General features: G+C 41.1%; 24 protein-coding genes. 6 read left to right on the plus strand and 18 right to left on the minus strand.

Annotated features, from left to right (window positions below; translation table 11 throughout):
• Window positions 1–139: 139 nt before the first annotated feature.
• On the minus strand, window positions 140–1,615 hold the full coding sequence (gene pdxR, locus J7338_RS15775) for a MocR-like pyridoxine biosynthesis transcription factor PdxR (protein WP_210797930.1): 1,476 nt from the start codon (window positions 1,613–1,615) through the stop codon (window positions 140–142).
• A 115-nt stretch (window positions 1,616–1,730) separates the two neighbouring features.
• On the opposite strand from pdxR, the gene J7338_RS15780 reads away from it, so the two are divergent.
• Together J7338_RS15780 and J7338_RS15785 are read left to right on the plus strand one after the other, a co-directional pair.
• A complete protein-coding gene (locus tag J7338_RS15780) occupies window positions 1,731–2,306 on the plus strand; it encodes a GNAT family N-acetyltransferase (RefSeq protein WP_149982034.1) in 576 nt (191 codons plus the stop codon).
• On the plus strand, window positions 2,306–2,908 hold the full coding sequence (locus tag J7338_RS15785; protein WP_210797931.1) for an FMN-binding negative transcriptional regulator: 603 nt from the start codon (window positions 2,306–2,308) through the stop codon (window positions 2,906–2,908). Before J7338_RS15780 ends, J7338_RS15785 begins: the two co-directional genes overlap by 1 nt.
• 79 nt (window positions 2,909–2,987) lie before the next feature.
• On the opposite strand, the gene cyoE is transcribed toward J7338_RS15785, so the two are convergent.
• The 17 genes from cyoE to J7338_RS15870 form a co-directional block, all read right to left on the minus strand.
• Window positions 2,988–3,872 (minus strand): heme o synthase, encoded by an 885-nt coding sequence (cyoE, locus tag J7338_RS15790; RefSeq protein WP_210797932.1) that lies wholly within the window; start codon window positions 3,870–3,872, stop codon window positions 2,988–2,990.
• Window positions 3,873–3,918: 46 nt separating this feature from the next.
• Window positions 3,919–4,278, minus strand: coding sequence for a cytochrome o ubiquinol oxidase subunit IV (gene cyoD / locus J7338_RS15795; protein ID WP_210797933.1), 360 nt, complete (start codon window positions 4,276–4,278; stop codon window positions 3,919–3,921).
• Window positions 4,278–4,898 (minus strand): cytochrome o ubiquinol oxidase subunit III, encoded by a 621-nt coding sequence (gene cyoC, locus J7338_RS15800; RefSeq protein ID WP_210797934.1) that lies wholly within the window; start codon window positions 4,896–4,898, stop codon window positions 4,278–4,280. Before cyoC ends, cyoD begins: the two co-directional genes overlap by 1 nt.
• Window positions 4,895–6,898, minus strand: a complete 2,004-nt coding sequence (gene cyoB, locus J7338_RS15805) for a cytochrome o ubiquinol oxidase subunit I (RefSeq protein ID WP_210797935.1) — start codon at window positions 6,896–6,898, stop codon at window positions 4,895–4,897. The genes cyoC and cyoB overlap by 4 nt, the downstream gene beginning before the upstream one ends.
• Window positions 6,899–6,900: 2 nt before the next feature.
• A complete protein-coding gene (gene cyoA / locus J7338_RS15810; protein ID WP_210797936.1) occupies window positions 6,901–7,824 on the minus strand; it encodes a ubiquinol oxidase subunit II in 924 nt (307 codons plus the stop codon).
• Window positions 7,825–8,076: 252 nt separating this feature from the next.
• Window positions 8,077–8,490 carry a hypothetical protein gene (locus J7338_RS15815; RefSeq protein ID WP_210797937.1) on the minus strand — a complete coding sequence of 138 codons (414 nt, stop codon included), beginning with the start codon at window positions 8,488–8,490 and terminating at the stop codon, window positions 8,077–8,079.
• 608 nt (window positions 8,491–9,098) lie between these two features.
• Entirely contained in the window at window positions 9,099–9,311 is a 213-nt protein-coding gene (gene nqrM / locus J7338_RS15820) for a (Na+)-NQR maturation NqrM (protein WP_064665619.1), read from the minus strand.
• An 84-nt stretch (window positions 9,312–9,395) separates the two neighbouring features.
• Window positions 9,396–10,427, minus strand: coding sequence for an FAD:protein FMN transferase (locus tag J7338_RS15825; RefSeq protein WP_210797938.1), 1,032 nt, complete (start codon window positions 10,425–10,427; stop codon window positions 9,396–9,398).
• Window positions 10,428–10,524: 97 nt separating this feature from the next.
• Window positions 10,525–11,754 carry an NADH:ubiquinone reductase (Na(+)-transporting) subunit F gene (gene nqrF, locus J7338_RS15830; RefSeq protein WP_210797939.1) on the minus strand — a complete coding sequence of 410 codons (1,230 nt, stop codon included), beginning with the start codon at window positions 11,752–11,754 and terminating at the stop codon, window positions 10,525–10,527.
• Between the two features lie 19 nt (window positions 11,755–11,773).
• Window positions 11,774–12,382: an NADH:ubiquinone reductase (Na(+)-transporting) subunit E gene (gene nqrE, locus J7338_RS15835; RefSeq protein WP_145241327.1), complete on the minus strand. Its 609-nt coding sequence runs from the start codon at window positions 12,380–12,382 to the stop codon at window positions 11,774–11,776.
• Window positions 12,383–12,392: 10 nt separating this feature from the next.
• Entirely contained in the window at window positions 12,393–13,025 is a 633-nt protein-coding gene (locus J7338_RS15840) for an NADH:ubiquinone reductase (Na(+)-transporting) subunit D (RefSeq protein WP_210797940.1), read from the minus strand.
• Window positions 13,025–13,789 (minus strand): Na(+)-translocating NADH-quinone reductase subunit C, encoded by a 765-nt coding sequence (locus J7338_RS15845; protein WP_210797941.1) that lies wholly within the window; start codon window positions 13,787–13,789, stop codon window positions 13,025–13,027. Before J7338_RS15845 ends, J7338_RS15840 begins: the two co-directional genes overlap by 1 nt.
• The gene (locus J7338_RS15850; RefSeq protein ID WP_210797942.1) at window positions 13,782–14,984 is read right to left on the minus strand and encodes an NADH:ubiquinone reductase (Na(+)-transporting) subunit B; all 1,203 of its coding nucleotides are present in this window, start codon (window positions 14,982–14,984) and stop codon (window positions 13,782–13,784) included. Before J7338_RS15850 ends, J7338_RS15845 begins: the two co-directional genes overlap by 8 nt.
• A 4-nt stretch (window positions 14,985–14,988) precedes the next feature.
• Window positions 14,989–16,332 (minus strand): Na(+)-translocating NADH-quinone reductase subunit A, encoded by a 1,344-nt coding sequence (locus J7338_RS15855; protein WP_210797943.1) that lies wholly within the window; start codon window positions 16,330–16,332, stop codon window positions 14,989–14,991.
• 372 nt (window positions 16,333–16,704) lie between these two features.
• Window positions 16,705–17,898: an enoyl-ACP reductase FabV gene (gene fabV, locus J7338_RS15860; protein WP_210797944.1), complete on the minus strand. Its 1,194-nt coding sequence runs from the start codon at window positions 17,896–17,898 to the stop codon at window positions 16,705–16,707.
• Window positions 17,899–17,998: 100 nt separating this feature from the next.
• Window positions 17,999–18,310: a BolA family protein gene (locus tag J7338_RS15865; protein ID WP_210797945.1), complete on the minus strand. Its 312-nt coding sequence runs from the start codon at window positions 18,308–18,310 to the stop codon at window positions 17,999–18,001.
• 59 nt (window positions 18,311–18,369) lie between these two features.
• Window positions 18,370–18,969 (minus strand): alpha-ketoglutarate-dependent dioxygenase AlkB family protein, encoded by a 600-nt coding sequence (locus J7338_RS15870; RefSeq protein ID WP_210797946.1) that lies wholly within the window; start codon window positions 18,967–18,969, stop codon window positions 18,370–18,372.
• 41 nt (window positions 18,970–19,010) lie between these two features.
• Between J7338_RS15870 and J7338_RS15875 the strand changes: the two genes are divergently transcribed.
• From J7338_RS15875 to J7338_RS15890, 4 genes are read left to right on the plus strand one after another with little or no spacing between them, the layout of a single operon-like run.
• Window positions 19,011–20,159 carry a methyltransferase gene (locus tag J7338_RS15875; protein ID WP_210797947.1) on the plus strand — a complete coding sequence of 383 codons (1,149 nt, stop codon included), beginning with the start codon at window positions 19,011–19,013 and terminating at the stop codon, window positions 20,157–20,159.
• A 2-nt stretch (window positions 20,160–20,161) separates the two neighbouring features.
• Window positions 20,162–20,716: a YajG family lipoprotein gene (locus J7338_RS15880; protein ID WP_210797948.1), complete on the plus strand. Its 555-nt coding sequence runs from the start codon at window positions 20,162–20,164 to the stop codon at window positions 20,714–20,716.
• Between the two features lie 2 nt (window positions 20,717–20,718).
• Complete coding sequence (locus J7338_RS15885; RefSeq protein ID WP_210797949.1) at window positions 20,719–21,339, plus strand: peptidylprolyl isomerase; 621 nt, start codon at window positions 20,719–20,721, stop codon at window positions 21,337–21,339.
• 43 nt (window positions 21,340–21,382) lie between these two features.
• Window positions 21,383–22,762: an AmpG family muropeptide MFS transporter gene (locus tag J7338_RS15890; RefSeq protein WP_210797950.1), complete on the plus strand. Its 1,380-nt coding sequence runs from the start codon at window positions 21,383–21,385 to the stop codon at window positions 22,760–22,762.
• The last annotated feature ends 7 nt before the right edge of the window (window positions 22,763–22,769 follow it).

Raw genomic sequence — 22,769 nt, forward strand, 5'->3', positions numbered from 1 at the left:
GCCAGAAGTCCAAATGGTTAACAGACTGATTATTAACATATTTAAAGTTATACATAGATCCAATTTATGAAAAATTAATAACTAAAGCCATAACAGAAGTAATAGCTATAAAGTTATCTATGATTAACTTTCTACTATATTATTTTCGTACACTGGCATACAACTCCTGCATTACAAGCTGTAAACCTTGCTGCATCTTCTCGCTCGATTGTCCTGCAAAACCAAGCCGAGCATAGCTATAGTTTATGGGTTTTAAACTAGGTACTGAGTTGCTAAAGTAAAACTCGGCTTGGGTTTGTAAATATATACCTTGCTTTGCTAACTGCGCTTTTAAGTGCTGAGTGTCTTTATTAAAGTTGACCCACATCGCCATGCCGCCGTCGGGCTTTTTATATTCTATAGGATGCCCAAGTGCTTGTAGCTCTATTAAATAGGCATCCATCGCTTCATAGCGCTGTTTATACAGTTTGGTCATACGCTTTAAATGGCGTTCAAAGCCACCTTCTTTCATCCAGTGCGCCACAGCTAATTGCATGATCACATCGTTCTTATGGTTCATCAGCTGCTTCCACGCGGTTAATTGCGCTAATACTTCAGGCGCTGCGCAGATATAACCGATTCGAGCGGCTGAGAACATTATCTTTGAAAACGTCGATAGGTAAATTACAATGCCTGCGGGGTCATCGGCGGCCATGGGTTGTAATGGCTGACAGCGATAATGAAATTCATGGTCGTAGTCATCTTCGATGATCATCACGTTATGGGCATAACACAGTTGATAAATTTGCAAGCGCCGCGTTGGCGATAAGGTCACGGTAGTTGGGTATTGGTGCAGCGGCGTTAAGTACAACATTTTAATTGGATAACATTCCAGCTGGGCTTTTAAATCATCAACACATAAGCCATCTTCATCCTGCTTAATATCGATAAGCTGCGCGCCACACGCTGCAAATGCTTGCCTTGCTGGCGGATAACCTAACGTTTCTACTGCGACAAAATCATCTTTTTTTATAAACGCTTTTGCGATTAAGAACAGTGCTTCTTGCGAGCCATTGCAGATCAATACGTCGCTTACGTTTAAATTACGCGCTTTGTATAAGTAATCACAAATATGAGCTTTTAATTGCTCGTTTCCACTGACCTGCCCATAATGCAATTGATTGATATCTAAATGATTACACACATGGCTGACGGAGCGTTTAAATTCTTTTTGTGGGAAACTGGCAAGATCAGGCAAGCCTCCAGCAAAGTTATATCTATACGCAGTTAAATCCATTCCAGCAGCAGGCACAGCCAATGTTTTAGCAAATTGATAAGGTTTTGCTTTCAGTATTGGAGTACTTGAAGTAATAACACTACTTTGAATGGGCAATGACTTGGTGATCCGATAACCTGAGCGCTGCTGAGATTCAAGCCAGCCTTCCGCTACTAATAATTGCAATGCATTCATCACTGTATGGCGATTGAGTTGATAAGTGTTTGCCATGACACGCGCTGAGCTGAGTTTTACCCCTGGCGCAAGCTTGCCTTGCATTATGGCATTGCGTATCGCGCTGGCCAGTTGCAAATATTTGGCAGGCTCTGACTCATCAAATTCAATAACTAACGGCTGCATTACGACTCCAAAAACACTCTAAACTGGTCTAGTTAAAAAGCTAAAACTGGTTGTTTATTACTGACCAAAGTAGCGTACCTTTGTTATTCATAAATAGCAAAATATGGGGCTTATCATGTTTACAAAACACATTCATCAAACCAATAAGCTGGCTTTAGAGCCACTGACACAAAACCACCTAGAGGGGCTGTATCAAGCAGGCCAAGATCCACAAATATGGCGCTGGGTTTTAATGAATTATACCCAAACCCGTGCAACTCTCGATGATTGGTTTATCAATACAGCGCAGTTTAATGCCGAACAACAAATAGTCTACGCCATAGTTGATAAAGTAAGTAAACAGGTGCTTGGTACTACACGTTTATTTAGGTTAGATAAACAAAATCGCAGCGCCGAGATTGGCCACACATTTATTGCTAAAAAGTGGCAACGTAGTTTTGTAAATACCCACGCTAAATACTTGCTACTGCAATATGCGTTCGAAGAATTAGGCTTAGTGCGTATTGCTTTTAATACCCATGAACAAAACCAAAAATCGCGTAATGCTATAGCACGCCTTGGCGCCCGCTTTGAAGGCATTAGTTATAAAGACAGGTTACTTGCCGATGGCTCATACCGAAACACCGCTCAGTTCAGTATTATAGACGAGCAATGGCCGACAATAAAATCTCAGTTAGAAGGAAAACTATAATGTACCCAGCGGCCCATTTTCAACAACATGATAGTAAGCAATTACAACAGTTAGTAAATAGCTATCCACTGGCGACCATTTTAATGCCTAATACACAAAACCAACTCAATGATATATGCCGCGTGCCATTATTATATGACCCAGCTCGCGAGTTTTTTATCGGCCATGTGGCCAAATATAACCCCCTGTCATCATTTGATGGTCAATCAGTGAAGCTATTATTTAGTGGCGATGATTGCTATTTATCGCCCGCTTACGCACACAATAAAACCCTACCTAGTTGGCTTTATTCGAGTGTTTATGTGACAGCTAAAGTGCGTATTATTAAAGACCAACAGCACAAAGAACAGATCATGCAACGACTAACTGATCACTTTGAGCAACACTTTACCCAACCTGATACAACTAAATGGCAACTTGATGAAGTACCTGTAAAGCATCGCTATGCAATGTACCAACAATTAAGCTTTATTGAATTTATTCCTAGTCACTGGCGTGGCAATTTTAAACTTAGTCAAAACAAGCCTGCTGAAATACGTGCAGCCATAAAGCAAAGTTTAATGTTATCAGGGAAACTCAGTATTGCTGAGTTAATCAATTAGCGGTGCTATAAAAATGAAAAAAGGCTCCTCGGAGATCTTAGAGCCTTTGGTTAACTTTGAAATAAACTCGGTTTAGTAATTAGTTAAAAGCAAACAGATGCGGGGCAATATTTTGGTAATCAACTGCCATGGCGATACTCAGTGCAGTGATATTCACAATTGAAAACGCAAATACTTGGCGTGCCCAACCACTAATATCAATATTACGACGATAACCTCGCAGCGCCATTAATAACCACCAAAAACTAGTAGTGCAAGCAACAGCTAAAAAAGCCATACCGGTATAACCGCCAATGGTTAATAACATCACCACTAACGCATATACCGCGATATACAACACAATATGATGTTTAGCTTTATCAATACCTTGCGCTACCGGTAATACCGGAATACGCGCAGCTTGATAGTCTTTATAACGAAAAATAGCAATCGCATAAGAGTGCGGCATTTGCCACAAACTAAACATTACTAATAAGATCAACGCGCCAACATCAAAATGTGCTGAAACAGCGCAGTACCCTACCACTGGTGGTACTGCTCCTGATAAACTACCGATAAACGTGCCATACACTGAGCGACGCTTCATATATAAGCTGTAAACACCCACGTAAATGACATAACCAAACACAGCAAAAAATACCGCAATCCAGTTAGTAAAAACCATTAGTAAAGCAAAGCCTAGTAAGCCAAGTACTGTGCCATGCAGCAAAGCCGTGGTTGCAGACATTTCACCGGTTACGGTTACCCGTGTTCGCGTGCGCGCCATGCGAATATCAATATCACGGTCGATCACATTATTGATTACGCAACCTGAGGCTACCACCAGCGATAAGCCAACTAATGTAGCAAGCATTAGCCAGCCATCAATATCACCACGCGAGGCGAGTAAAAACCCACCCGCAACCGAGATCAAATTGCCCATGATAATGCCGGGCTTAGTGACCTTTAAATAACGACGAAACATCTGCAGTTCCCCTATTCTTTGCTTTACGAAAACGTACTAGCTGGGGCTAGTACATCATCATGGCGTTCGATTCGTAGATGATCCATACAGACAGGCCAACCACCATAATGATGATCAGCGCACTGAAGATGAACGATAACGAACTGGCTTTACCGTCTTCGGTTTTAAAGTTCAGGTGCAAGAAGTATTTTAAATGCACCCAAATTTGTACAATGGCCATTACAACAATGCAGGCAAATGTGGTTGGTTTTGACAACGTACCGCTCATTACCGCCCAAAATGGGATCGCGGTCAGTACAATTGATAAAACAAAACCTATTAAATAGTCTTTAACGCTGCCATGTGAATTATCACTATGGCTTTGTGTATGTAGATCATTTAATACATGTGATTCACTGTGGCTCATTACATCACTCCCATTAAGTAAACAACGGTAAATACGCAGATCCATACCACATCTAAAAAGTGCCAAAACAAACTTAAGCAACTTAAACGTGTAACGGTTGCTGGGTTTAAACCACGGCGTGATACTTCGATCATCATCGTCGCCATCCAGATCAGACCTGCGGTTACGTGCATACCGTGCAAGCCAACTAAAGAGAAGAACGAGGTTAAAAATGCGCTGCGCTGCGGGCCATTACCATGGGCAATTAAATGATGAAATTCATAAATTTCCATACCGATAAACACAGCACCAAAAGTAAAAGTAATTGCCAGCCACGTTAATGTAGCTGCCTTCTTTTGCGCATGAGCTGAGATCATCGCAAAACCAAAAGTGATACTACTTAGTAATAGCGCAGCAGTTTCAACCGCGACAAAGTCCAGTTCAAAAATATCTTTGCCAGATACACCACCCGCTGTGTTCATATACAACACTGCATAGGTTGCAAAGAAAGAAGCAAACAATAAGCAGTCAGTCATTAAGTAAAGCCAAAAACCAAATACCGTATCGCCACCAGTATCATGATGCTCGTGAGCATGGGCATCATGATTTATGATATTTATATCTGCAGAGGTAGCACTCATGCGCTGAACTCCTTACCTTGGTTAAATGTTGTTGCACTTTTATTATGTGCACTTTCAATTTCAAGAATTTCTTCTGGTTTCACGTAGTAATCAACATCACTGGTGTAACAGCGCTTAAAGAATACCGTGATGCCAGCAATAACACCGACAATAGCCAACCACCAAATATGCCAAATCATGGCAAAACAAAAAGTTGTAAAGCAAGCACTCATCATCACCCCTGCCGAAGTATTTTTTGGCATATGAATAGGCGCATAGCTTGCTTGTTGTTGATACGCTTGGCCTTTTTCTTTCATATCAGTCCAAGTATCAATATCGTGTACATGTGGTATAGTAGCGAAGTTATAGTATTGTGGTGGTGACGATGTTGACCACTCAAGTGTGTGACCATTCCACGGATCGCCAGTTGTATCTTTTAATGCTTCGCGATTTTTAAAGCTCACAATAAGCTGTACAACTTGGAACAAAATACCAAACATAATGATCACCGCACCGACAAAGGCAATGTACAACCAGATATTCCAATCTGGGTTATTGGTGTGGTTTAAGCGACGCGTCATACCTAAAAAGCCAAGTACGTATAACGGCATAAATGCAACAAAGAAACCAATTAACCAACACCAGAAAGACGCCTTGCCCCAACCTTCGTGAAGTTTAAAGCCCATTGCTTTCGGGAACCAAAATGCAAAACCAGCTAAGTAACCAAATACCGCACCACCGATGATAGTGTTATGGAAATGTGCAATTAGGAATAGGCTGTTGTGTAATACATAATCAGCACCGGGGATTGCTAGGAGTACCCCAGTCATCCCGCCGATGGTAAAGGTGACCATAAAGCCTAGTGTCCAAAGCACAGGAACTGTGATGCGTAAACGACCACGATAAATAGTAAATAGCCAGTTAAACAGTTTCACTCCGGTGGGCACCGCAATAACCATGGTCATTACGCCAAAGAAGGCATTAACATTAGCACTGGACCCCATAGTGAAGAAGTGGTGTAACCAAACAATAAAACCTAAGATAGAAATTGCACCGCTGGCATAAACCATAGATTTATAACCAAATAAACGTTTACCGGTAAAGGTCGAGATAACTTCAGAGAAAATACCAAACGCAGGTAAAATTAATATATACACTTCTGGATGACCCCAAGCCCAGAACAGGTTGATGTACATCATGGCGTTGCCGCCAGCTTCATTAGTAAAGAAGTGGAAGCCTAAATAACGGTCTAGCGTTAACATAGTCAACAAAGCAGTTAAAATTGGGAATGACGCCGCAATTAATATATTTGCCCATGTACAGGTCCAGGTAAAAATTGGCATTTGCATTAAGCGCATGCCCGGCGCACGCATTTTGAACACAGTCACTAAAAAGTTTACTGCCGTTAAGAGAGTACCAATACCGGATATTTGCAGTGCCCAGATATAATAATCGACCCCAACGCCAGGGCTAAAGGACATCTCCGATAACGGCGGATAGGCCACCCAACCGGTTTTTGCAAATTCGCCACAGAACAATGAAATATTAATTAATATTGCACCTCCGGCTGTAAGCCAAAAACTTAAATTATTTAAAAACGGAAATGCTACATCGCGCGCACCAATTTGCAATGGCAATACAATGTTCATCAGGCCAATCATAAATGGCATCGCCATAAAGATGATCATGATCACCCCATGCGCGGTGAAGATTTGGTCATAATGCTCTGGCGGCAAATAACCCGTTGCGCCACCTGTAGCAAGCGCCAATTGTGCCCGCATCATAATGGCATCAGAGAAACCACGAAATAGCATGATCAACGCAAGAATAATATACATCACGCCTAAGCGTTTGTGATCGATTGAGGTGATCCAGTCGTGCCAGAGCACACCCCATTTCTTATATTTTGTGACTAAAGCTGCAATCAACGCACCTGCAATCATTACTACCGCCATTGTCACCATCAAAATAGGTTCATGGAACGGAATGGCATCTAACGATAATTTTCCAAATAACGACATAATTATTCCTCGCCCTCGCTGTGCATTGTGTGATATTCATGACCGCTGTGCTCAGGCATTGCACTGTGCATTTTGTTCATATCACCATGTGCTTGCATATATTTCATAATGATGGTGTGGAACAAGCCATCATCAACATCAGCAAAATAAGTCACCTGGTTGTTTTCACTCGGTAATGCCAGTGCATCATAATTCGCTTTTGTGAGCGTATTAGCTTGGCTTTTTACCTTGTTTACCCACGTATCAAAGTCAGCTTGCGTTGGCGTAGCTATGGCATTAAATTTCATACCAGTAAAACCTGCGCCGCTGTAGTTAGCAGAAAAGCCTTTAAACGTACCCGGTTCATTAGCAATCAAATGCAGTTTGGTTTCCATGCCCGCCATCGAGTAGATTTGGCTACCTAGTTGTGGGATGAAAAATGAGTTCATGGTACTTTCTGAGGTGATTTTATATTCCACCGGTACATTGGCTGGAAATACCAATTCATTAACAGTAGCAATACCTTGCTCAGGATAAATAAACAGCCATTTCCAATTCAGTGATACCACTTCAACTGTTAGGTGTTTACCTTTACCTTCAAGCGGTTTATAAGGGTCAAGCTGTTGCGTTGATTGCCAAGTAATGACACCCAGTACAATCACTATCACAATAGGAATAGCCCAGACTGCGGCTTCAATTTTTCCTGAGTGTGCCCATTTTGGCGCATAAATTTGCTGTTCTTGGCCATCGCGATATTTCCACGCGAAGTACAAGGTCATCACAATCACAGGAATAACCACAATTAACATCAGCACAGTGGCAATGATGATCAGATTTTTTTCATCTATTCCAATTTGCCCTTTTGGATCAAGCACACCGCCTTTACAGCCAGTCAGTGCGAGCACAGTTGTGCCCAGAGCAATATTACAGAGGTTTCGAATTAACAAAGGACTATCCTACAACCTAAATTTGATATGTGCTGCCCCTACAACTCTAAATAAAAGCGTAAAAACAACGGTTTGAATATTCCTCAGGTAACTTTTTTAGCGCCATAAAAAATACTAAGCATCAAAAAAGCAATAAAGGAATTTGAAGGTGTTAGTTGAATCGCAGGTACACTGCGGCTAAGCGTTATTACAGCAGACAGAATCAGCAGATTAGTTAATTGCTAAAGCCAAACTATCTATAACGAGTAGCGTTCAACCATTAACAAGAGGTGGAGCACGACAACCATGAGCGCTGTGTACTACTAAAGATGTTTTTGTTTGACGAAAAGCAAAGGCTGCTTTGCGTAAAATAACCCCAGCGCGTCGTGCTGGGAAAAAGTGAAAAATCAACCAACATAAACCAATGAGTAACTGGCACGACACGACAGGGTATGCCAAAAAGCCCAATACATTAATTAAAGATGACTCATACACAGTCCCTTCAGTTAATAAGCTTTTTAGTTCCGTCGCGTCTTCAATACTACCATTTAGCAGCATGACTGAATTAATTAATAAAATAACTATTACAGAAAGCAGCTCTCGTCCGGCAAAAAGTGCACGCGCACGCAACTGCCATCTACTAAGCGTAGAGTGCGTTTTTGCTGACGGACAATTTTGCGAATTCAAACGTATATGGCCTTATTGGTTATATATTACGAAGTAAAGCGACTGGCTTTACGCTATTTTTTACTTCGTTGTTATGATCTTCATCAATGAAATTTCAGTAATTACTGAAATTTCGGGAGGATTATAGCAAAGTCAACACAAGCTACAAGTATAAAACAACATAGCAGGCTGACTTTTTACTAATATGTTGAATTACAGCTATAAAAAAAGCGCCATACTGGCGCTTTAAAAGTAACTCAAATGATAATTGACTGCTTTGAAAAAATAAAAAGCAACTCAAGCTAGGTTATCCCTAACTTGAGTCGTCTTTTGACAACATCTTCACACACAATTATAAAGATTTTTTTGTAGCGCATTGGTTCATTGCGCTCCGATAAGATTAAATTTAGAGTAATAACTCAGAGCTGACAACTGATAAAAATAAATCTGATAGATGAAAAAAATTAATCCATGGGCTTTAGCCTACATTTAAACCAATACACATCATTAAAAATCAAGAGTATGCAATCATAATAATTTTTATCTATACACACGAAACTGTAATAAGGCACAAAAAAACGCCAGTTAATAACTGACGCTTTTATGTTTATTAATTTGCTAAAATGAGCTTATAAAATTTGGTTTTCTTTCCAAACTTGCTCTTTTTCCATACGCTTTTTGCGTTTGTCGCATGGATCATCGCAATCACAGGCTTTATCAATACCTACAGAGCCTAAACCACCACAGCTGCTGGCCATAGATTTCTTTTGTACCATCATGCCTACAGCCATCGCTGCGACTATTAAAAGCAATAAACCAAATGTAAGAAGAAAAAGTGACATTGCTTAGCCCCTATTGATCAGCAATAAAATAATACTTGGTGATAATCACCAAGCTGTGTGTATTATAAACGGCTTTGCGCGCTGCTACAAATAGGGTTTGAATGCTGGGCTCGAATAAGTCACTAAACCATCCGTTGATTTACCTATTAAGTAAACTGGTATGTCATGTTTTTCTGCATAGGCTTTGGCTTTCTCCATACCCATTACCGTTAGTGCTGTTGCAAGGCCATCCGCTGTCATTGCTGATGGGTGAAGCACTGTAACCGATACTAAATCATGGCGGCTCGGCATACCGGTTACCGGGTCAATTAAATGGCTATAGGTAATACCGTCCATCTCATAGAAAATGCGATAATCACCCGATGTTGCAATGCCGTTATTACCCGGCGCTAATACACGGTGCACTTTGCGCACACCAGGCTCAGCATCCGGTTGCTCAATAGCGATACGCCAATCTTGGTCATTCGGTTTTTTGCCTGATACACGTAACTCACCACCAATTTCAACCATATAATCAGTTAAGTCATGGCTTTCTAATAATTCAGCTACTTTATCTATACCATAACCCTTTGCTGTAGCAGAAAATGATAATTCCAAACCCGCGACTGTTTTCGCTAGGCCTTGCTCCGTCAGTATTAGTTTATCAACGCCAATTTGTGCAACCATGGCTGCGAGCTCTTCATCCGTTGGACGTTTTGTTGGTTTTTTATCAGGACCAAAGCCCCATAAGTCAATCAGTGGTCCCATTGTTACATCAAGAGTCTTAGTAGACTCTCCTAAGCGGATGGACTCGCTTACAACTGCTCTAAAATCACGACTAATAGCCATAACTTGACCCGCGGGAAGACGATTAAAAGTGTTGATTTCAGAATCATCAATATAAGTCGACATTGATTGATTTATATCTTTGAGCAACAGAGTCACTTCTGGTAATAAATTTAATGAATCAAGCTTTTGCTGCTTGGCGAAAACTTTAATATGGTAAGTAGTACCCATAGTTTTACCTTCAAGGTATAACTCTTGAGGCTCATCGCTCTGGCCACAGCCACTAATGAGTAAAGTGAGGGAAAGAAAGAATAAGGCAATAAAGCCTTGTCGGTGAAAAATTCTATTCATAGCAGCCTACTTAAGTAATGGAAATAAAAAAGCCCCGTAACATATATTGCTACGAGGCTGATATTCTAACCAAAACTAAACTGTTTTGATACGGGTGTTAGCCACCGAAATCATCTAGTAAGATATTTTCGTCTTCAACACCTAAGTCTTTCAACATAGTGATAACAGCTGCGTTCATCATTGGAGGACCACACATGTAGAACTCACAATCTTCTGGCGCTTCGTGATCTTTAAGATAGTTCTCAAATAACACGTTATGGATAAAGCCAGTATAGCCTTCCCAGTTATCTTCTGGTTGTGGATCTGAAAGCGCGGTATGCCATACGAAGTTATCATTTTCAGCCGCTAGGCCGTCAAAATCTTCAACATAGAACATTTCACGCTTAGAACGTGCACCATACCAGAAACTCATCTTACGCTTAGAGTTCAAACGCTTAAGTTGGTCAAAGATGTGTGAACGCATAGGTGCCATACCAGCACCACCACCTACAAATACCATTTCAGCATCAGTATCTTTTGCAAAGAACTCACCAAATGGACCAGAGATAGTTACTTTATCACCTTCTTTAAGTGACCAAATGTACGATGACATTTTACCACAAGGTAAGCTTAAATCTCTTGGCGGCGGCGCAGCGATACGCACGTTCAGCATGATGATGCCTTCTTCTTCTGGGTAGTTAGCCATTGAGTAAGCACGAATTGTTTCTTCGTCTACTTTAGACTCCAGCTTGAAGAAACCAAAATGGTTCCAGTCGCCACGATACTCTTCTGGTACATCGAAATCAGCATATTTAACGTGATGCGCAGGGGCTTCAATCTGAATATAACCACCGGCACGAAACGGTACTGACTCGCCATCAGGGATCTGTAGTTTAAGCTCTTTAATAAAGGTTGCTTTGTTATCGTTAGAGATAACTTCACAATCCCATTTTTTAACACCGAAAATTGACTCTTCAAGTTCAATTTCCATGTCATTTTTAACATTTACCTGACACGCTAAACGACAGCCTTCACGGGCTTCACCTTTAGAGATGTGATCAAGTTCAGTTGGTAAGATATCGCCGCCACCTTCTTTAATGTGAACACGACACTGACCACAAGAGCCACCGCCACCACATGCAGATGATACGAAAATACCTGACTCAGATAACGCGCCTAAAAGCTTACTACCTGCTGATGTTGTAATGGCTTTATCTGGATCGCCATTTACGCCGATGATGATGTCACCGCTTGCAACTAGCTTAGATTTAGCACCAATGATAACTAAAACTAGCAGTACAACGATAGCGATGAAAACACCAACGCCTAAGAAAATCTCACTACTCATGATTTATCCTCGCTACCTATTAAAGTGAAATACCAGAGAATGACATAAAGCCAAGACCCATTAAACCAACAGTGATGAAGGTAATACCTAAACCACGCAGGCCATCTGGCACATCTGAATATTTCATTTTCTCACGAATACCAGCAAGTAAAGTAATTGCCAGCGCCCAACCAACACCAGAGCCGATACCATACACCACTGATTCAGTGAAGTTATAGTTACGCTCTACCATGAAAGATACCGCACCAAAGATCGCACAGTTAACTGTGATCAATGGAAGGAAGATACCTAACGCGTTATAAAGTGCTGGGAAGAACTTATCTAATGCCATTTCAAGAATTTGTACCAATGCTGCAATAACACCGATAAACGTCAAGAAACGTAAGAAGCTAAGATCCGCGTCAGGGTAACCAAGCCACTCTAGTGCACCAGGAGCAAGAACCGCATGATAAACCAAGTTGTTAACTGGCACTGAAATACCCAATACCACGATAACTGCTACACCTAGGCCTATAGACGTTGTTACTTTCTTTGATACTGCAAGGAAAGTACACATACCTAGGAAAAAGGCTAACGCTAAGTTTTCAATGAAAACCGCTTTTACGAATAAACTAATATAATGTTCCATTGTCTGCCCCTTACCCTTTCGCTTCTACTTGGTCTTTCTTATAAGTACGTAGTACCCATATGAATAAGCCAATTATGAAGAATGCACTAGGTGGTAAAATCAATAGGCCCATAGGTTGATACCAACCACCGTCTTGTACAAGAGGGATGATTTCAGCACCAAATAATGACCCTTTACCAAATAGTTCACGAATAAAGCCAACAGTTAGTAACACTACTGAGTAACCTAAGCCATTACCTATACCGTCAAGGAATGACATAACTGGCGGTGACTTCATTGCGTATGCTTCTGCACGACCCATTACGATACAGTTAGTAATGATTAGGCCAACGAATACAGACAACTCTTTTGCCGTAGCGTAAGAGAAAGCTTGTAATACTTGGTCAACAACGATTACTAATGATGCAATAATGGTCATTTGCACGATAATACGAACAGATGACGGGATCTGGTTACGAATAATTGAGATAAAGAAGCTTGAGAACGCTGTTACCAAAGTCAATGCGATTGACATGATTAAAGCATTTTTTAAGCTCGACGTTACCGCAAGCGCAGAACAAATACCAAGTACTTGTAATGCGATTGGGTTATTTGCCAGTACCGGGCCAAATAGGACCGACTTCATTTCTTTAGTATCAGCCATTATTTCAACGCTCCTTCACGTACTCTCGCAAGGAAAGGACCAAAGCCGTTTTCGCCAGTCCAAAAGTCAACTGTGTGATCAACACCATTTGAAGTTAAAGTTGCACCTGATAAACCATCAATTTGATGATCATTTTTAGCACCACTCTTTACAACATCGACTGGTAACTCTTTGCCACCCCATTTAGCAGTCCATTGTGGATTTTGAATTTCCCCACCTAGACCTGGTGTTTCCTTATGCTTGTAGAAGTTAATATCTTTAACAGTTTCGCCATCGCTTTCAAGCGCTAAGAAACCATACATAATACCCCAAAGGCCATAACCTTGGATTGGTAAAATGATAGCATCTGTAGAACCGTCTGCTTTTTTCGAGATATATACAGGGGACTCATGAGTCATACGCTGAATACCAGCGATATCCTTAATGCCCTCTGCTTTTAATGCAAAGCTAACTTTTTGATCAAACTTACTTTTTTCAAAGTCGAAAGCGGCAATTTTAGCTTGGACTGCTTCGCCAGTTTGAGACTCACCGGTTTCCATATTAACTAAGCGAGTTTCGATCTTAGCTTTAAAAGTTTCTGATACAGAACCAGATACATCAATGCCCGCAGCTGCCAAGATATTTTTTTGAATATCTTGCGTTTTGTTAGCTTGCTGTAAAGGGCGAAGCTGAACTGAAGCAAACGATACGATGATTGCACACACTAAACATAGTGCCACAACAACGCTTAGCGTTTTGCCGATTGATTCGTTATTACTAGACATTACGTGCCAACCTCCGCTTGATATTAGCTTGCACTACGAAGTGATCGAATAATGGTGCAAATAAGTTAGCAAATAAGATTGCTAACATCATACCCTCAGGGAAAGCAGGGTTAATTACACGGATCATTACAACCATCACACCAATTAGCGCGCCATATGCGAATTTTGCTTTATCAGTAAATGCCGCCGACACAGGGTCTGTCGCCATAAAGAACATACCAAAAGCAAATCCACCGAGTACTAAGTGCCAATGCCAAGGCATTGCAAATACTGGGTTAGTATCAGAGCCAACTGCATTCAATAAGAATGCTGTTGCCACCATGCCCAAAAACACACCTAGCACGATACGCCATGAAGCAATGCGTACATAAATTAGGAACAAACCACCCACTAACAGCGCAAATGTCGATGTTTCACCTACTGAACCTTGAATGAAACCGTAGAATGCATCCCACCAAAGCGCCATGTTGCTGTAATCAAGTGAACCTACAAACGCTTGACCTAGCATAGTTGCACCAGAGAATGAATCTACTGCTGTCCATACTGTGTCACCTGAAATTTGTGCTGGGTATGCGAAGAATAAAAACGCACGGCCCGCTAATGCAGGGTTTAAGAAGTTACGACCAGTACCACCAAAGATTTCTTTAGCGATTACAACACCGAATGTAATACCTAGTGCAACTTGCCATAAAGGAATGGTTGCAGGTAGGATAAGCGCGAATAACACCGACGTTACGAAGAAACCTTCGTTAACTTCATGCTTACGCACTGAGGCAAATAATACTTCCCAGAAACCACCTACAGCAAATGTAACTGCGTAAATAGGTAGGAAGAAACATGCGCCATAAAACATTTTAGCGCCCCAGCCTGAGTCAGCAGTTAATTCACCACCAAAGATCTGGAACAGGCCAACTTGCCAAGAATTTGCTAGTTCAAAACCTTGTGCTAATGCACCTGCAGCCTGATGGCCGATATTGAACATACCAAAAAACATTGCAGGGAACGTCGCCATCCACACTAAAATCATCATACGTTTTAGGTCGATGTTATCGCGTACGTGTGTCGCGCCTTTATTTACGTGACCAGGGGTATAAAAAATAGTTGCGGCTGCTTCATACAGTGCATACCACTTTTCATGTTTACCACCGGCTTCAAAATGTGGCTCGATATCTTCTAGAAATTTCTTTAAACCCATCTCTCTAGCCTTCCTTCTCGATCGTAGTCAAGCAATCGCGTAGGATTGAACCATACTCGTATTTACCTGGACAAACGAAGGTACATAACGCTAAATCTTCTTCATCAAGTTCAAGCGCCCCTAATGAAATTGCACCATCTAAATCACGGGCAATTAAGTCACGTAATAATAGTGTTGGTAAAATATCTAAAGGCATCACGCGCTCATAGTTACCAATTGGTACCATTGCACGCTTTGAACCACCTGTTGACGTTGTCATTTTAAATAAACGACTCGGTGTTAGGTGCGATAAGAAAGTACGTGTTACAGAGAATTTATCGCTACCTGGACGGATCCAACCAAATAATTCTTTCTCGCGACCTTCAAGTAAAACAGATACTTGAACATGGTAACGACCTAAGAACGCTTGAGGACCTTGTGAAATAGCACCTGCTAAAACAGAACCAGAGATAACACGGTTATCGCCATCTTCTAATTCGCCAGCAACTAAATCATCTAAAGCAGCACCTAGTTGAGTTTTCACTAAACGAGGGTTCTTAACACGAGGACCTGCAAGAGAAATAACTCGATCTGTTGAGATTTCACCAGTTAGAAATAAGTGACCAAAGGCGATAACGTCTTGGTAACCAATATGCCAAACTTGCTTGCTTGCAGACACGGGGTCTAAGTGATGGATATGTGTGCCAACAAGGCCAGCCGGATGTACGCCACCAAACTCATGTACTTCCACTTGAGGAATTGATGAGCTAGGTACTTGGCTGCCAGCTTGTTTACAAACAAATACTTTGCCATCAGTCAAACGAGAAACCACAGCTAATCCCGCTTCAAATGCGTGTACATTTTCAGCAATAACCACTGCAGGATCTGCAGCAAGTGGATTAGTGTCGATAGCCGTCACAAAGATAGAACTAGGATTCGCATCCACAGCCGCTACTTTACTGAATGGGCGAGCACGAAGTGCCGTCCATTGACCTGACTGGATAAGCACTTCTTTGGCTTTTTCACGCTCTAAGCTCGAAAGCTGCTCAGCTGAGAAAGCGTCAAAGGTGATTTGCTCACTGGCGTTTACTTCAATTACGACAGATTGCAGCACACGTTTTGCACCACGATTAATTTCTTTTACTGTACCAGCAGCTGGGGCAGTAAATAATACGCCAGGGTTCTTTTTATCTTCAAAAAGTACCTGGCCTTTTTTGACTTGGTCATCCACACGAACATGCATGGTTGGACGCATACCAATAAACTCTTCACCTAGCACAGCTACACGTTTGACGGTAGAACCATCATGAATAACTTGCTGAGGCGCGCCCTCTATGGGTAAGTCCAGACCTTTTTTTATGTTGATCATACGCACTTGCACTACATTAACGGAAAGAAACTGAAAAATCGTACCAACCACGTCGCTATTTCGATGATCTAAGTTAAATTCAAGATATCAAAGAACTACCTGCTTTAATCTCAAAACAAGCAACGCAGTTAAACTCCTCACATATATTGCACGAATTTTAACATTAATCGTGACTACTATGCGAGTGTAAATATGAAATTAATACGACAAGTGTGGTTATTTAACTCAATCGCCGCATTTGAATAAAATTCAATATAGACCAAAGTGCTATTACTCGCGAGTAAGGATGGAAATTAAACAAAAATAGCGGCAGAAAAGTGGCGAACCATAAAAAAAGTCGCCGCAGCGACTTTTAAAATAAACAATGCTGAATTAGTCAATCATGTTTGCAATAGGCGCGATTGCATCAACGTCTTGATCGTAATCTACACTGTCGATACCAAAACCAAATAAGCGTAAAAACTCATTATGGTAACCCACGTAATCGGTTAATTCGTCAATTGTTGCTGTGGTTACACTGTCCCACACAGTTTGAATACGCGCTTGTACGTCATCTTCCAGCTCTTTGTAGTTTTGGAATAAATGGCCGCCATCGTCAAAACGCGGTGAATCACCGTATAGGTTTTCAGTAAATAAAGCATGAATTTGCTCAATAGTGCCTTCATATGTGCCATCAGCTTTCATTACTTTGAATAAAGCAGAAATATAAAGTGGCATAATAGGAATTGCAGAGCTGGCTTGTGTTACAACCGCATTTAGTGACGACACATACGCTTCACCATTTAATGCATTGGTCGACTCTTTAATAGCCACAGTTGCACGGTCTAAATCTTCTTTTGCTTTACCAATTGTTGCATGACCATAGATCGGCCATGTTAACTCTTTACCAATATAGGTATAAGCAGTCGTTTTAAAGTTATCAGCAAGTACATCGGCTGCTTTAAGCGCATCAATCCACATTTCCCAATCTTCACCGCCCATTACTTTAATAGTATTGTCGATGTCTTCTTGGCTTGCAGCTTCCACGGTAATGTCGTCAATTTCACGCTTTGTGGTGTTTAAGTTTTTGGTTGTAACAGCTTCACCAATTGGCTTAAGTGTTGATGAGTAAACTTCGCCGGTATTTGGATCAGTACGACGAGGCGATGCCAAGCTGTAAATAATTAAATCTACTTTGCCTAAATCCGCTTTAATTGTATCAATCGCTTTTTGTTTGATTTCGTTAGAAAACGCATCACCATTGATATTTTTAGACCATAAACCTTCAGCATCTGCGGCTGCTTGAAATGCTGCAGTGTTATACCAACCCGCAGAACCTGTTTTACGCTCTGTGCCTTCTTTTTCGAAGAAGATACCCAACGTTTTAGCGCCACCGCCAAATGCAGCTGTAATACGTGATGCAAGGCCATAGCCAGTTGAAGCACCTATAACGAGTACATTTTTAGGCGCGCTTTTTAATCTACCTTGCTGTTTTACATAGTTAATTTGTTCTTGCACATGTGCTGCACAGCCAACTGGGTGGGCGTTAGTACAGATGAAACCGCGAATTTTAGGCTTAATGACCATTGATCATCCTATATCTATCTCAATAAAAATTAGCGCTAGTTTAAAGGCTAATTGTAAAAATACAGGTCTGATGAGTATTGTGCTCAACCAAACCTGGCCGTTAATCTAATTTTGAACCGCCTAAACAGCTTGGTGAGTCTGCGACTTGACCGCTTTGCTCACTAAATTCTTCTGGAGTAAAAGTATGAATTGCTAATGCATGAATATAATTAGCTAACTCATCTTTTAAAATTTCATTTATTTGACGATGGCGTTGTAATAAGCGCTTTCCGCTGAATTCTTCACTGACGACAATCACCTTAAAGTGCGAATCAGTTCCACGACTATGCATATGGCTTTCGTTCACCACATTAAGATGCTTACAAGCTAGGCCATCGGCTAATTTGCTTTCTATTTGTTGTTGCATTGACATAAATGCTCACTTTAAAACTGATTAATTAGCCTACTATAACAAGTAAGTTTGTAAGTTGGCTAGCTGGGTTTTGGTAAAATATACCTAAACGTCAAACTGATACGTGGGTGAGCTAACGTGGTTTGCTTGGCAATCGCGTGTTGATAATCCCGCTGGCTGTCAGCATACATCACTAAACAACTACCACTTTGGAGCAATAAGTCGGTTACTTTATTACTGGCCTTATGTTTGAGTTTTAACACCCGCTCTGCGCCTAAAGAGATGCACACAATAGTTGGCTGTATACCAAGCTCAATTTCATCATCGCTGTGCCAGCCCATGGTATCGTGACCATCGCGATAATAATTTACCAATAAAGAATTAAAAGGCTGCTGTAAATGCCTCTCTAAACGTTTTCGCATCGCCAATAGAACTGACGACCAAGGCTCAACTATTAATTTGCTCTGCGAATAACCGTATTCAATATCATTATCGCTAATAAAGCTTTGTAATCGAGGTATGGGAGCTGTTCGACCATAAACAGTGGTTGCAGGTTGCTGCCAGTTTAAATTTTGTTGCAAATAATAAAATAAATCGAGGCTTTTTTGTGCACTCAGCGCCCTTCTTTGATAAGAAAAGCCATTTGGTAACTGTTGGGGGTTGGTCTTTTGCCGTTGCATGTTAGAATTTACCTATCATTTGATTACTGATCACTAATATTATGACCACGCAAGCACAGCTCGGCGATACTCCCTTTACTCTTGAACGTTTTCCGCTCGATCAAAAAAACCGTAGCTTACAAGCTTGGGATTCAGCAGACGAGTACTTAATCGACTATGTTACTGAACATTATCCTGATTGTCGCTCTTTGCTAATCTTAAATGATAGCTTTGGTGGCTTGTCTTGTTATTTTAGCAAACGTCAGTTAACGGTTTGTTCAGTCAATGATTCTTATATTAGCCATCAAGCAGCCGCTTATAACTTAGCTGAGAATAAAATACCAACTACGGCATTTAGCCAGCTAGATAGCTTATCGGCTTTACCTGAGCAGGTTGATTTAGTGATTTTAAAAGTGCCGCGCACATTAGCTTTTTTACAATATCAATTGTCTGAGCTCAGCGAAGTACTTGCACCTGGCACGCCGGTTATTGGCGCAGCAAAAACCAAAGATGTACACAACTCAACTATTAAAGCGTTTGAGCAATTTATTGGCGAAACAAAAACCAGTTTAGCGGTGAAAAAATCGCGCCTTATTATTAGCCACGCCGCAGGTGGTTATAAAGCCGCTGATTTCCCGGTAAGCTGGCCGCTTGAAGGCACTGACTTTACCATTAGCAATCATGCCAATGTATTCTCGCGTGATTCACTTGATATTGGTGCGCGGTTCTTTTTTGACTATTTACCACAAACCAATAAAGCAAAAAGTATTGTTGATTTAGGCTGTGGTAATGGCGTAGTTGGGCTAATGACTCTGTCACGCTGCCCTAACGCTGAAGTTACCTTTGTGGACGAATCATATATGGCGGTTGAATCAGCACGATTAACTGTTGAGCTCAATATGGAAGATAAGTTTGAGCAATGCCGCTTTATTGAAAATGATTGCTTAACTGGCTTTGAGCGTGAAAGTGTCGATATAGTGTTATGTAATCCGCCTTTTCACCAAGCGCAAGCGGTTACTGATCACATTGCATGGCAAATGTTTAAGCAAGCCAAAGACACCTTAAAAAATGGTGGCGAATTGCGTATTATCGGTAATCGTCATCTAGACTACCATGACAAACTAAAACGTATGTTTGGCAATTGTGAGTTACTTGGTTCAAATAAAAAGTTTGTAGTCTTAAGTGCGACTAAAAATAATGGAATGCTATAACCATGATGAAATACATTTTACTTTGCTGTACTTTTTTATCAGTGTCTGCTTGTAGTAGCCAGCCTAATCAACTGATCCTAAACCCGGTTTATAAAAGTGGCAAGTTAAGCGCTATTAATCAAAATTTAAGTACCAGTGTGATTGATTTACGTGGAGACCCTGCTACATTAAAATTGATCACCTCAGATAAAACTCAAACCATTGCCAGCCAAGGGCTCACAGAGTCGATTAAAAGTGCGCTTGATAGCGCGCTGAGCCGCAACGGCGCTAGCATTTCAAATTTGGCAACGACTCGCTTTGAAGTGGATATTCGTACTTTACAAGCAGTGGTGACTGAAAAAATGGTCTCTCATACCAGCGATGCAAAAATTGAACTCGGTGTACGGGTTATTCGTAGCAGCAGTAATTTTAGTAAAATTTACCGTGGTAATGCGAGCCTTGAAGGACCGCTTGGTCATGACCGAGCCAAAATTGAAGGTCAACTCAATAAGTTGACTGAGCAGCTAATTACCCGCATGGTATCAGATCCTGAATTACTCGCATTTTTAGAAGGTTAATCATGAAACCTGTATTTTTATTGGCTGCTTTATTACTGCTGAGCCAACCACTTTTAGCGGCAACTGAAGGACGCTTTGTTCAGAAAAACAATATGTTCCCTCGTGTAGAGATCACCACCACTATGGGCAAGATAGTGATAGAAATGGATCGCTCAAAAGCCCCTATTACCGTCAATAACTTTTTAACTTACGTAATGGATGGCAGTTACAAAGGCACTGTTTTTCATCGTGTGGAACGTGATGTAGAAAACGAGCGAGACTTTGTTATTCAAGGCGGTGGCTACGATAAAGAATATGACGGCGTTTATGAAGGTGAGGCTATCTTTAATGAAAGTGGCAATGGTTCAAAAAATGATATGTACAGCATAGCTATGGCCTATCAAGACCGCCAACCACATTCTGGTACTCGTCAATTTTTCTTTAACATGGATGATAACGACCATCTAAACCCCGGTAAAGATTGGGGTTTTGCCGTGTTCGGTATGGTAATGGAAGGCTATGAAACACTTGATAAAATCATGCAAGTTGAAACGGGGTTTAACGAAAAAATTGGTTATGACTTTGTGCCAAAAACCCCTGTTATTATTTTAAATATGGCTGTATTAGAGCCAACTCCATTATAACTATAATAAAGAGAGCCTAACTCTCTTTGCCATTGAAGGCGTTATGACTAAAAATTTGTCGATAGTAGAATATTTTTCTTACTTTAAAGATAAACGCCTCATTAATGTGTTTATCTTTGGCATGAGTAGTGGCTTTCCTTGGGTGCTGATTGGCTCTGTAATGTCAGCCTGGCTCAAAGACGAAGGCCTCAGTCGCAGTATGATTGGCTTATTTGGCATTGTATTTGGCGCGTACAGCATTAATTTTTTATGGTCACCTTTGGTTGACCGAATCAAACTGCCCATTCTTTATCGCTGGCTTGGCCAGCGCCGCAGCTGGATACTGCTTTGCCAGAGCTTTATTTTACTCGGTGTTATTTTATTAGCCGGGCTCGATATTACTGCCCATTTAGGTGTCGCTGCAGCTTTATGCTTACTCATCGCAGTCGCCTCTGCCACTCAAGATATCGCTATTGATGCATTTCGTATCGATACCCTCAGTGAAAACGAAAGCCATAAAGCCACCGCAGCGGCTGCTATGGCGACTTCAGGTTGGTGGAGCGGTTATGCACTGCTTGGTGCCATCCCGTTTTATATGGCTGATATGCCAAACATTGACTGGCCACAAGTGTATTACTTTTTAGCTATTTTGATGTTACTGCTAATGAGTTGTGTATTTTGGGCCAAAGAACCAGAATCAAATCGTGAGGCAGTGCATGCTGAGTTAGAACGTATTTACCAACAAAAGCTGGCATTGGGTAAGCAGACTCAATTAACTAAAGTGACGGCATGGCTGGCTGTTACTGTACTTGATCCTTTTAAAACCTTCTTCGCGCGAAATGGTGTAAAAACAGCACTCGCGCTGCTGGCTTTTATCTTTTTATTCAAAATTGGTGAAGCATTTTTAGCCCGTATGTCGATTGTATTTTACAAAGAAGTCGGCTTTTCTAACACTCAAATAGCAAACTATTCAAAGCTGGGAACAGGTTTAATCACCATCGTTTTTGCATTTTTAGGCAGTATTTTTAATCACAAGTACGGTATTGTTAAAGGTTTGTTTATTAGCGGTGTGGCAATGGCTGCTTCTAACTTAATGTTTTCTTGGATCGCTCTTGCAGGCCCGCAAGAACATTTATACGCAATGGCAATTGTCGTAGATGGCTTTACTCAAGCATGGTCGTTAGTGGCTATGGTGGCATTTATATCTATGCTATGTGATCGCGCTTTTAGTGCAACACATTACGCTTTACTAGCCTCACTAGGGAACTTAGGGCGAACCTTGCTTTCAAGTTACAGTGGTGTGGTGATTGATGATTGGTTAGGTGGAAATTGGTCGTTATTCTTTATTTTGACTGCCTTGATGGTGATACCATCATTAATATTCTTGTACTTGATCCGGAATAAATTATATGAGTTAGAGAATAGTTATCACGGTAAAAATTAACAGGGGA

This window comes from Pseudoalteromonas ostreae, from assembly GCF_018069805.1.
Classification (GTDB): Bacteria; Pseudomonadota; Gammaproteobacteria; order Enterobacterales; family Alteromonadaceae; genus Pseudoalteromonas; species Pseudoalteromonas ostreae.

Excerpts from the sequence above, each read along its gene's own strand:
- J7338_RS15870 (WP_210797946.1), bottom strand. The coding sequence starts at position 18,969 with ATGCAACGGCAAAAGACCAACCCCCAACAGTTACCAAATGGCTTTTCT.
- J7338_RS15880 (WP_210797948.1), top strand. The coding sequence starts at position 20,162 with ATGATGAAATACATTTTACTTTGCTGTACTTTTTTATCAGTGTCTGCT.
- J7338_RS15865 (WP_210797945.1), bottom strand. The coding sequence starts at position 18,310 with ATGTCAATGCAACAACAAATAGAAAGCAAATTAGCCGATGGCCTAGCT.
- pdxR (WP_210797930.1), bottom strand. The coding sequence starts at position 1,615 with ATGCAGCCGTTAGTTATTGAATTTGATGAGTCAGAGCCTGCCAAATAT.
- cyoE (WP_210797932.1), bottom strand. The coding sequence starts at position 3,872 with ATGTTTCGTCGTTATTTAAAGGTCACTAAGCCCGGCATTATCATGGGC.
- nqrF (WP_210797939.1), bottom strand. The coding sequence starts at position 11,754 with ATGAGTAGTGAGATTTTCTTAGGCGTTGGTGTTTTCATCGCTATCGTT.
- cyoB (WP_210797935.1), bottom strand. The coding sequence starts at position 6,898 with ATGTCGTTATTTGGAAAATTATCGTTAGATGCCATTCCGTTCCATGAA.
- nqrM (WP_064665619.1), bottom strand. The coding sequence starts at position 9,311 with ATGTCACTTTTTCTTCTTACATTTGGTTTATTGCTTTTAATAGTCGCA.
- J7338_RS15840 (WP_210797940.1), bottom strand. The coding sequence starts at position 13,025 with ATGGCTGATACTAAAGAAATGAAGTCGGTCCTATTTGGCCCGGTACTG.
- J7338_RS15855 (WP_210797943.1), bottom strand. The coding sequence starts at position 16,332 with ATGATCAACATAAAAAAAGGTCTGGACTTACCCATAGAGGGCGCGCCT.
- J7338_RS15875 (WP_210797947.1), top strand. The coding sequence starts at position 19,011 with ATGACCACGCAAGCACAGCTCGGCGATACTCCCTTTACTCTTGAACGT.
- cyoD (WP_210797933.1), bottom strand. The coding sequence starts at position 4,278 with ATGAGCCACAGTGAATCACATGTATTAAATGATCTACATACACAAAGC.
- J7338_RS15785 (WP_210797931.1), top strand. The coding sequence starts at position 2,306 with ATGTACCCAGCGGCCCATTTTCAACAACATGATAGTAAGCAATTACAA.
- J7338_RS15890 (WP_210797950.1), top strand. The coding sequence starts at position 21,383 with ATGACTAAAAATTTGTCGATAGTAGAATATTTTTCTTACTTTAAAGAT.
- fabV (WP_210797944.1), bottom strand. The coding sequence starts at position 17,898 with ATGGTCATTAAGCCTAAAATTCGCGGTTTCATCTGTACTAACGCCCAC.
- J7338_RS15780 (WP_149982034.1), top strand. The coding sequence starts at position 1,731 with ATGTTTACAAAACACATTCATCAAACCAATAAGCTGGCTTTAGAGCCA.
- J7338_RS15885 (WP_210797949.1), top strand. The coding sequence starts at position 20,719 with ATGAAACCTGTATTTTTATTGGCTGCTTTATTACTGCTGAGCCAACCA.
- J7338_RS15825 (WP_210797938.1), bottom strand. The coding sequence starts at position 10,427 with ATGAATAGAATTTTTCACCGACAAGGCTTTATTGCCTTATTCTTTCTT.
- nqrE (WP_145241327.1), bottom strand. The coding sequence starts at position 12,382 with ATGGAACATTATATTAGTTTATTCGTAAAAGCGGTTTTCATTGAAAAC.
- cyoC (WP_210797934.1), bottom strand. The coding sequence starts at position 4,898 with ATGAGTGCTACCTCTGCAGATATAAATATCATAAATCATGATGCCCAT.
- J7338_RS15845 (WP_210797941.1), bottom strand. The coding sequence starts at position 13,789 with ATGTCTAGTAATAACGAATCAATCGGCAAAACGCTAAGCGTTGTTGTG.
- J7338_RS15850 (WP_210797942.1), bottom strand. The coding sequence starts at position 14,984 with ATGGGTTTAAAGAAATTTCTAGAAGATATCGAGCCACATTTTGAAGCC.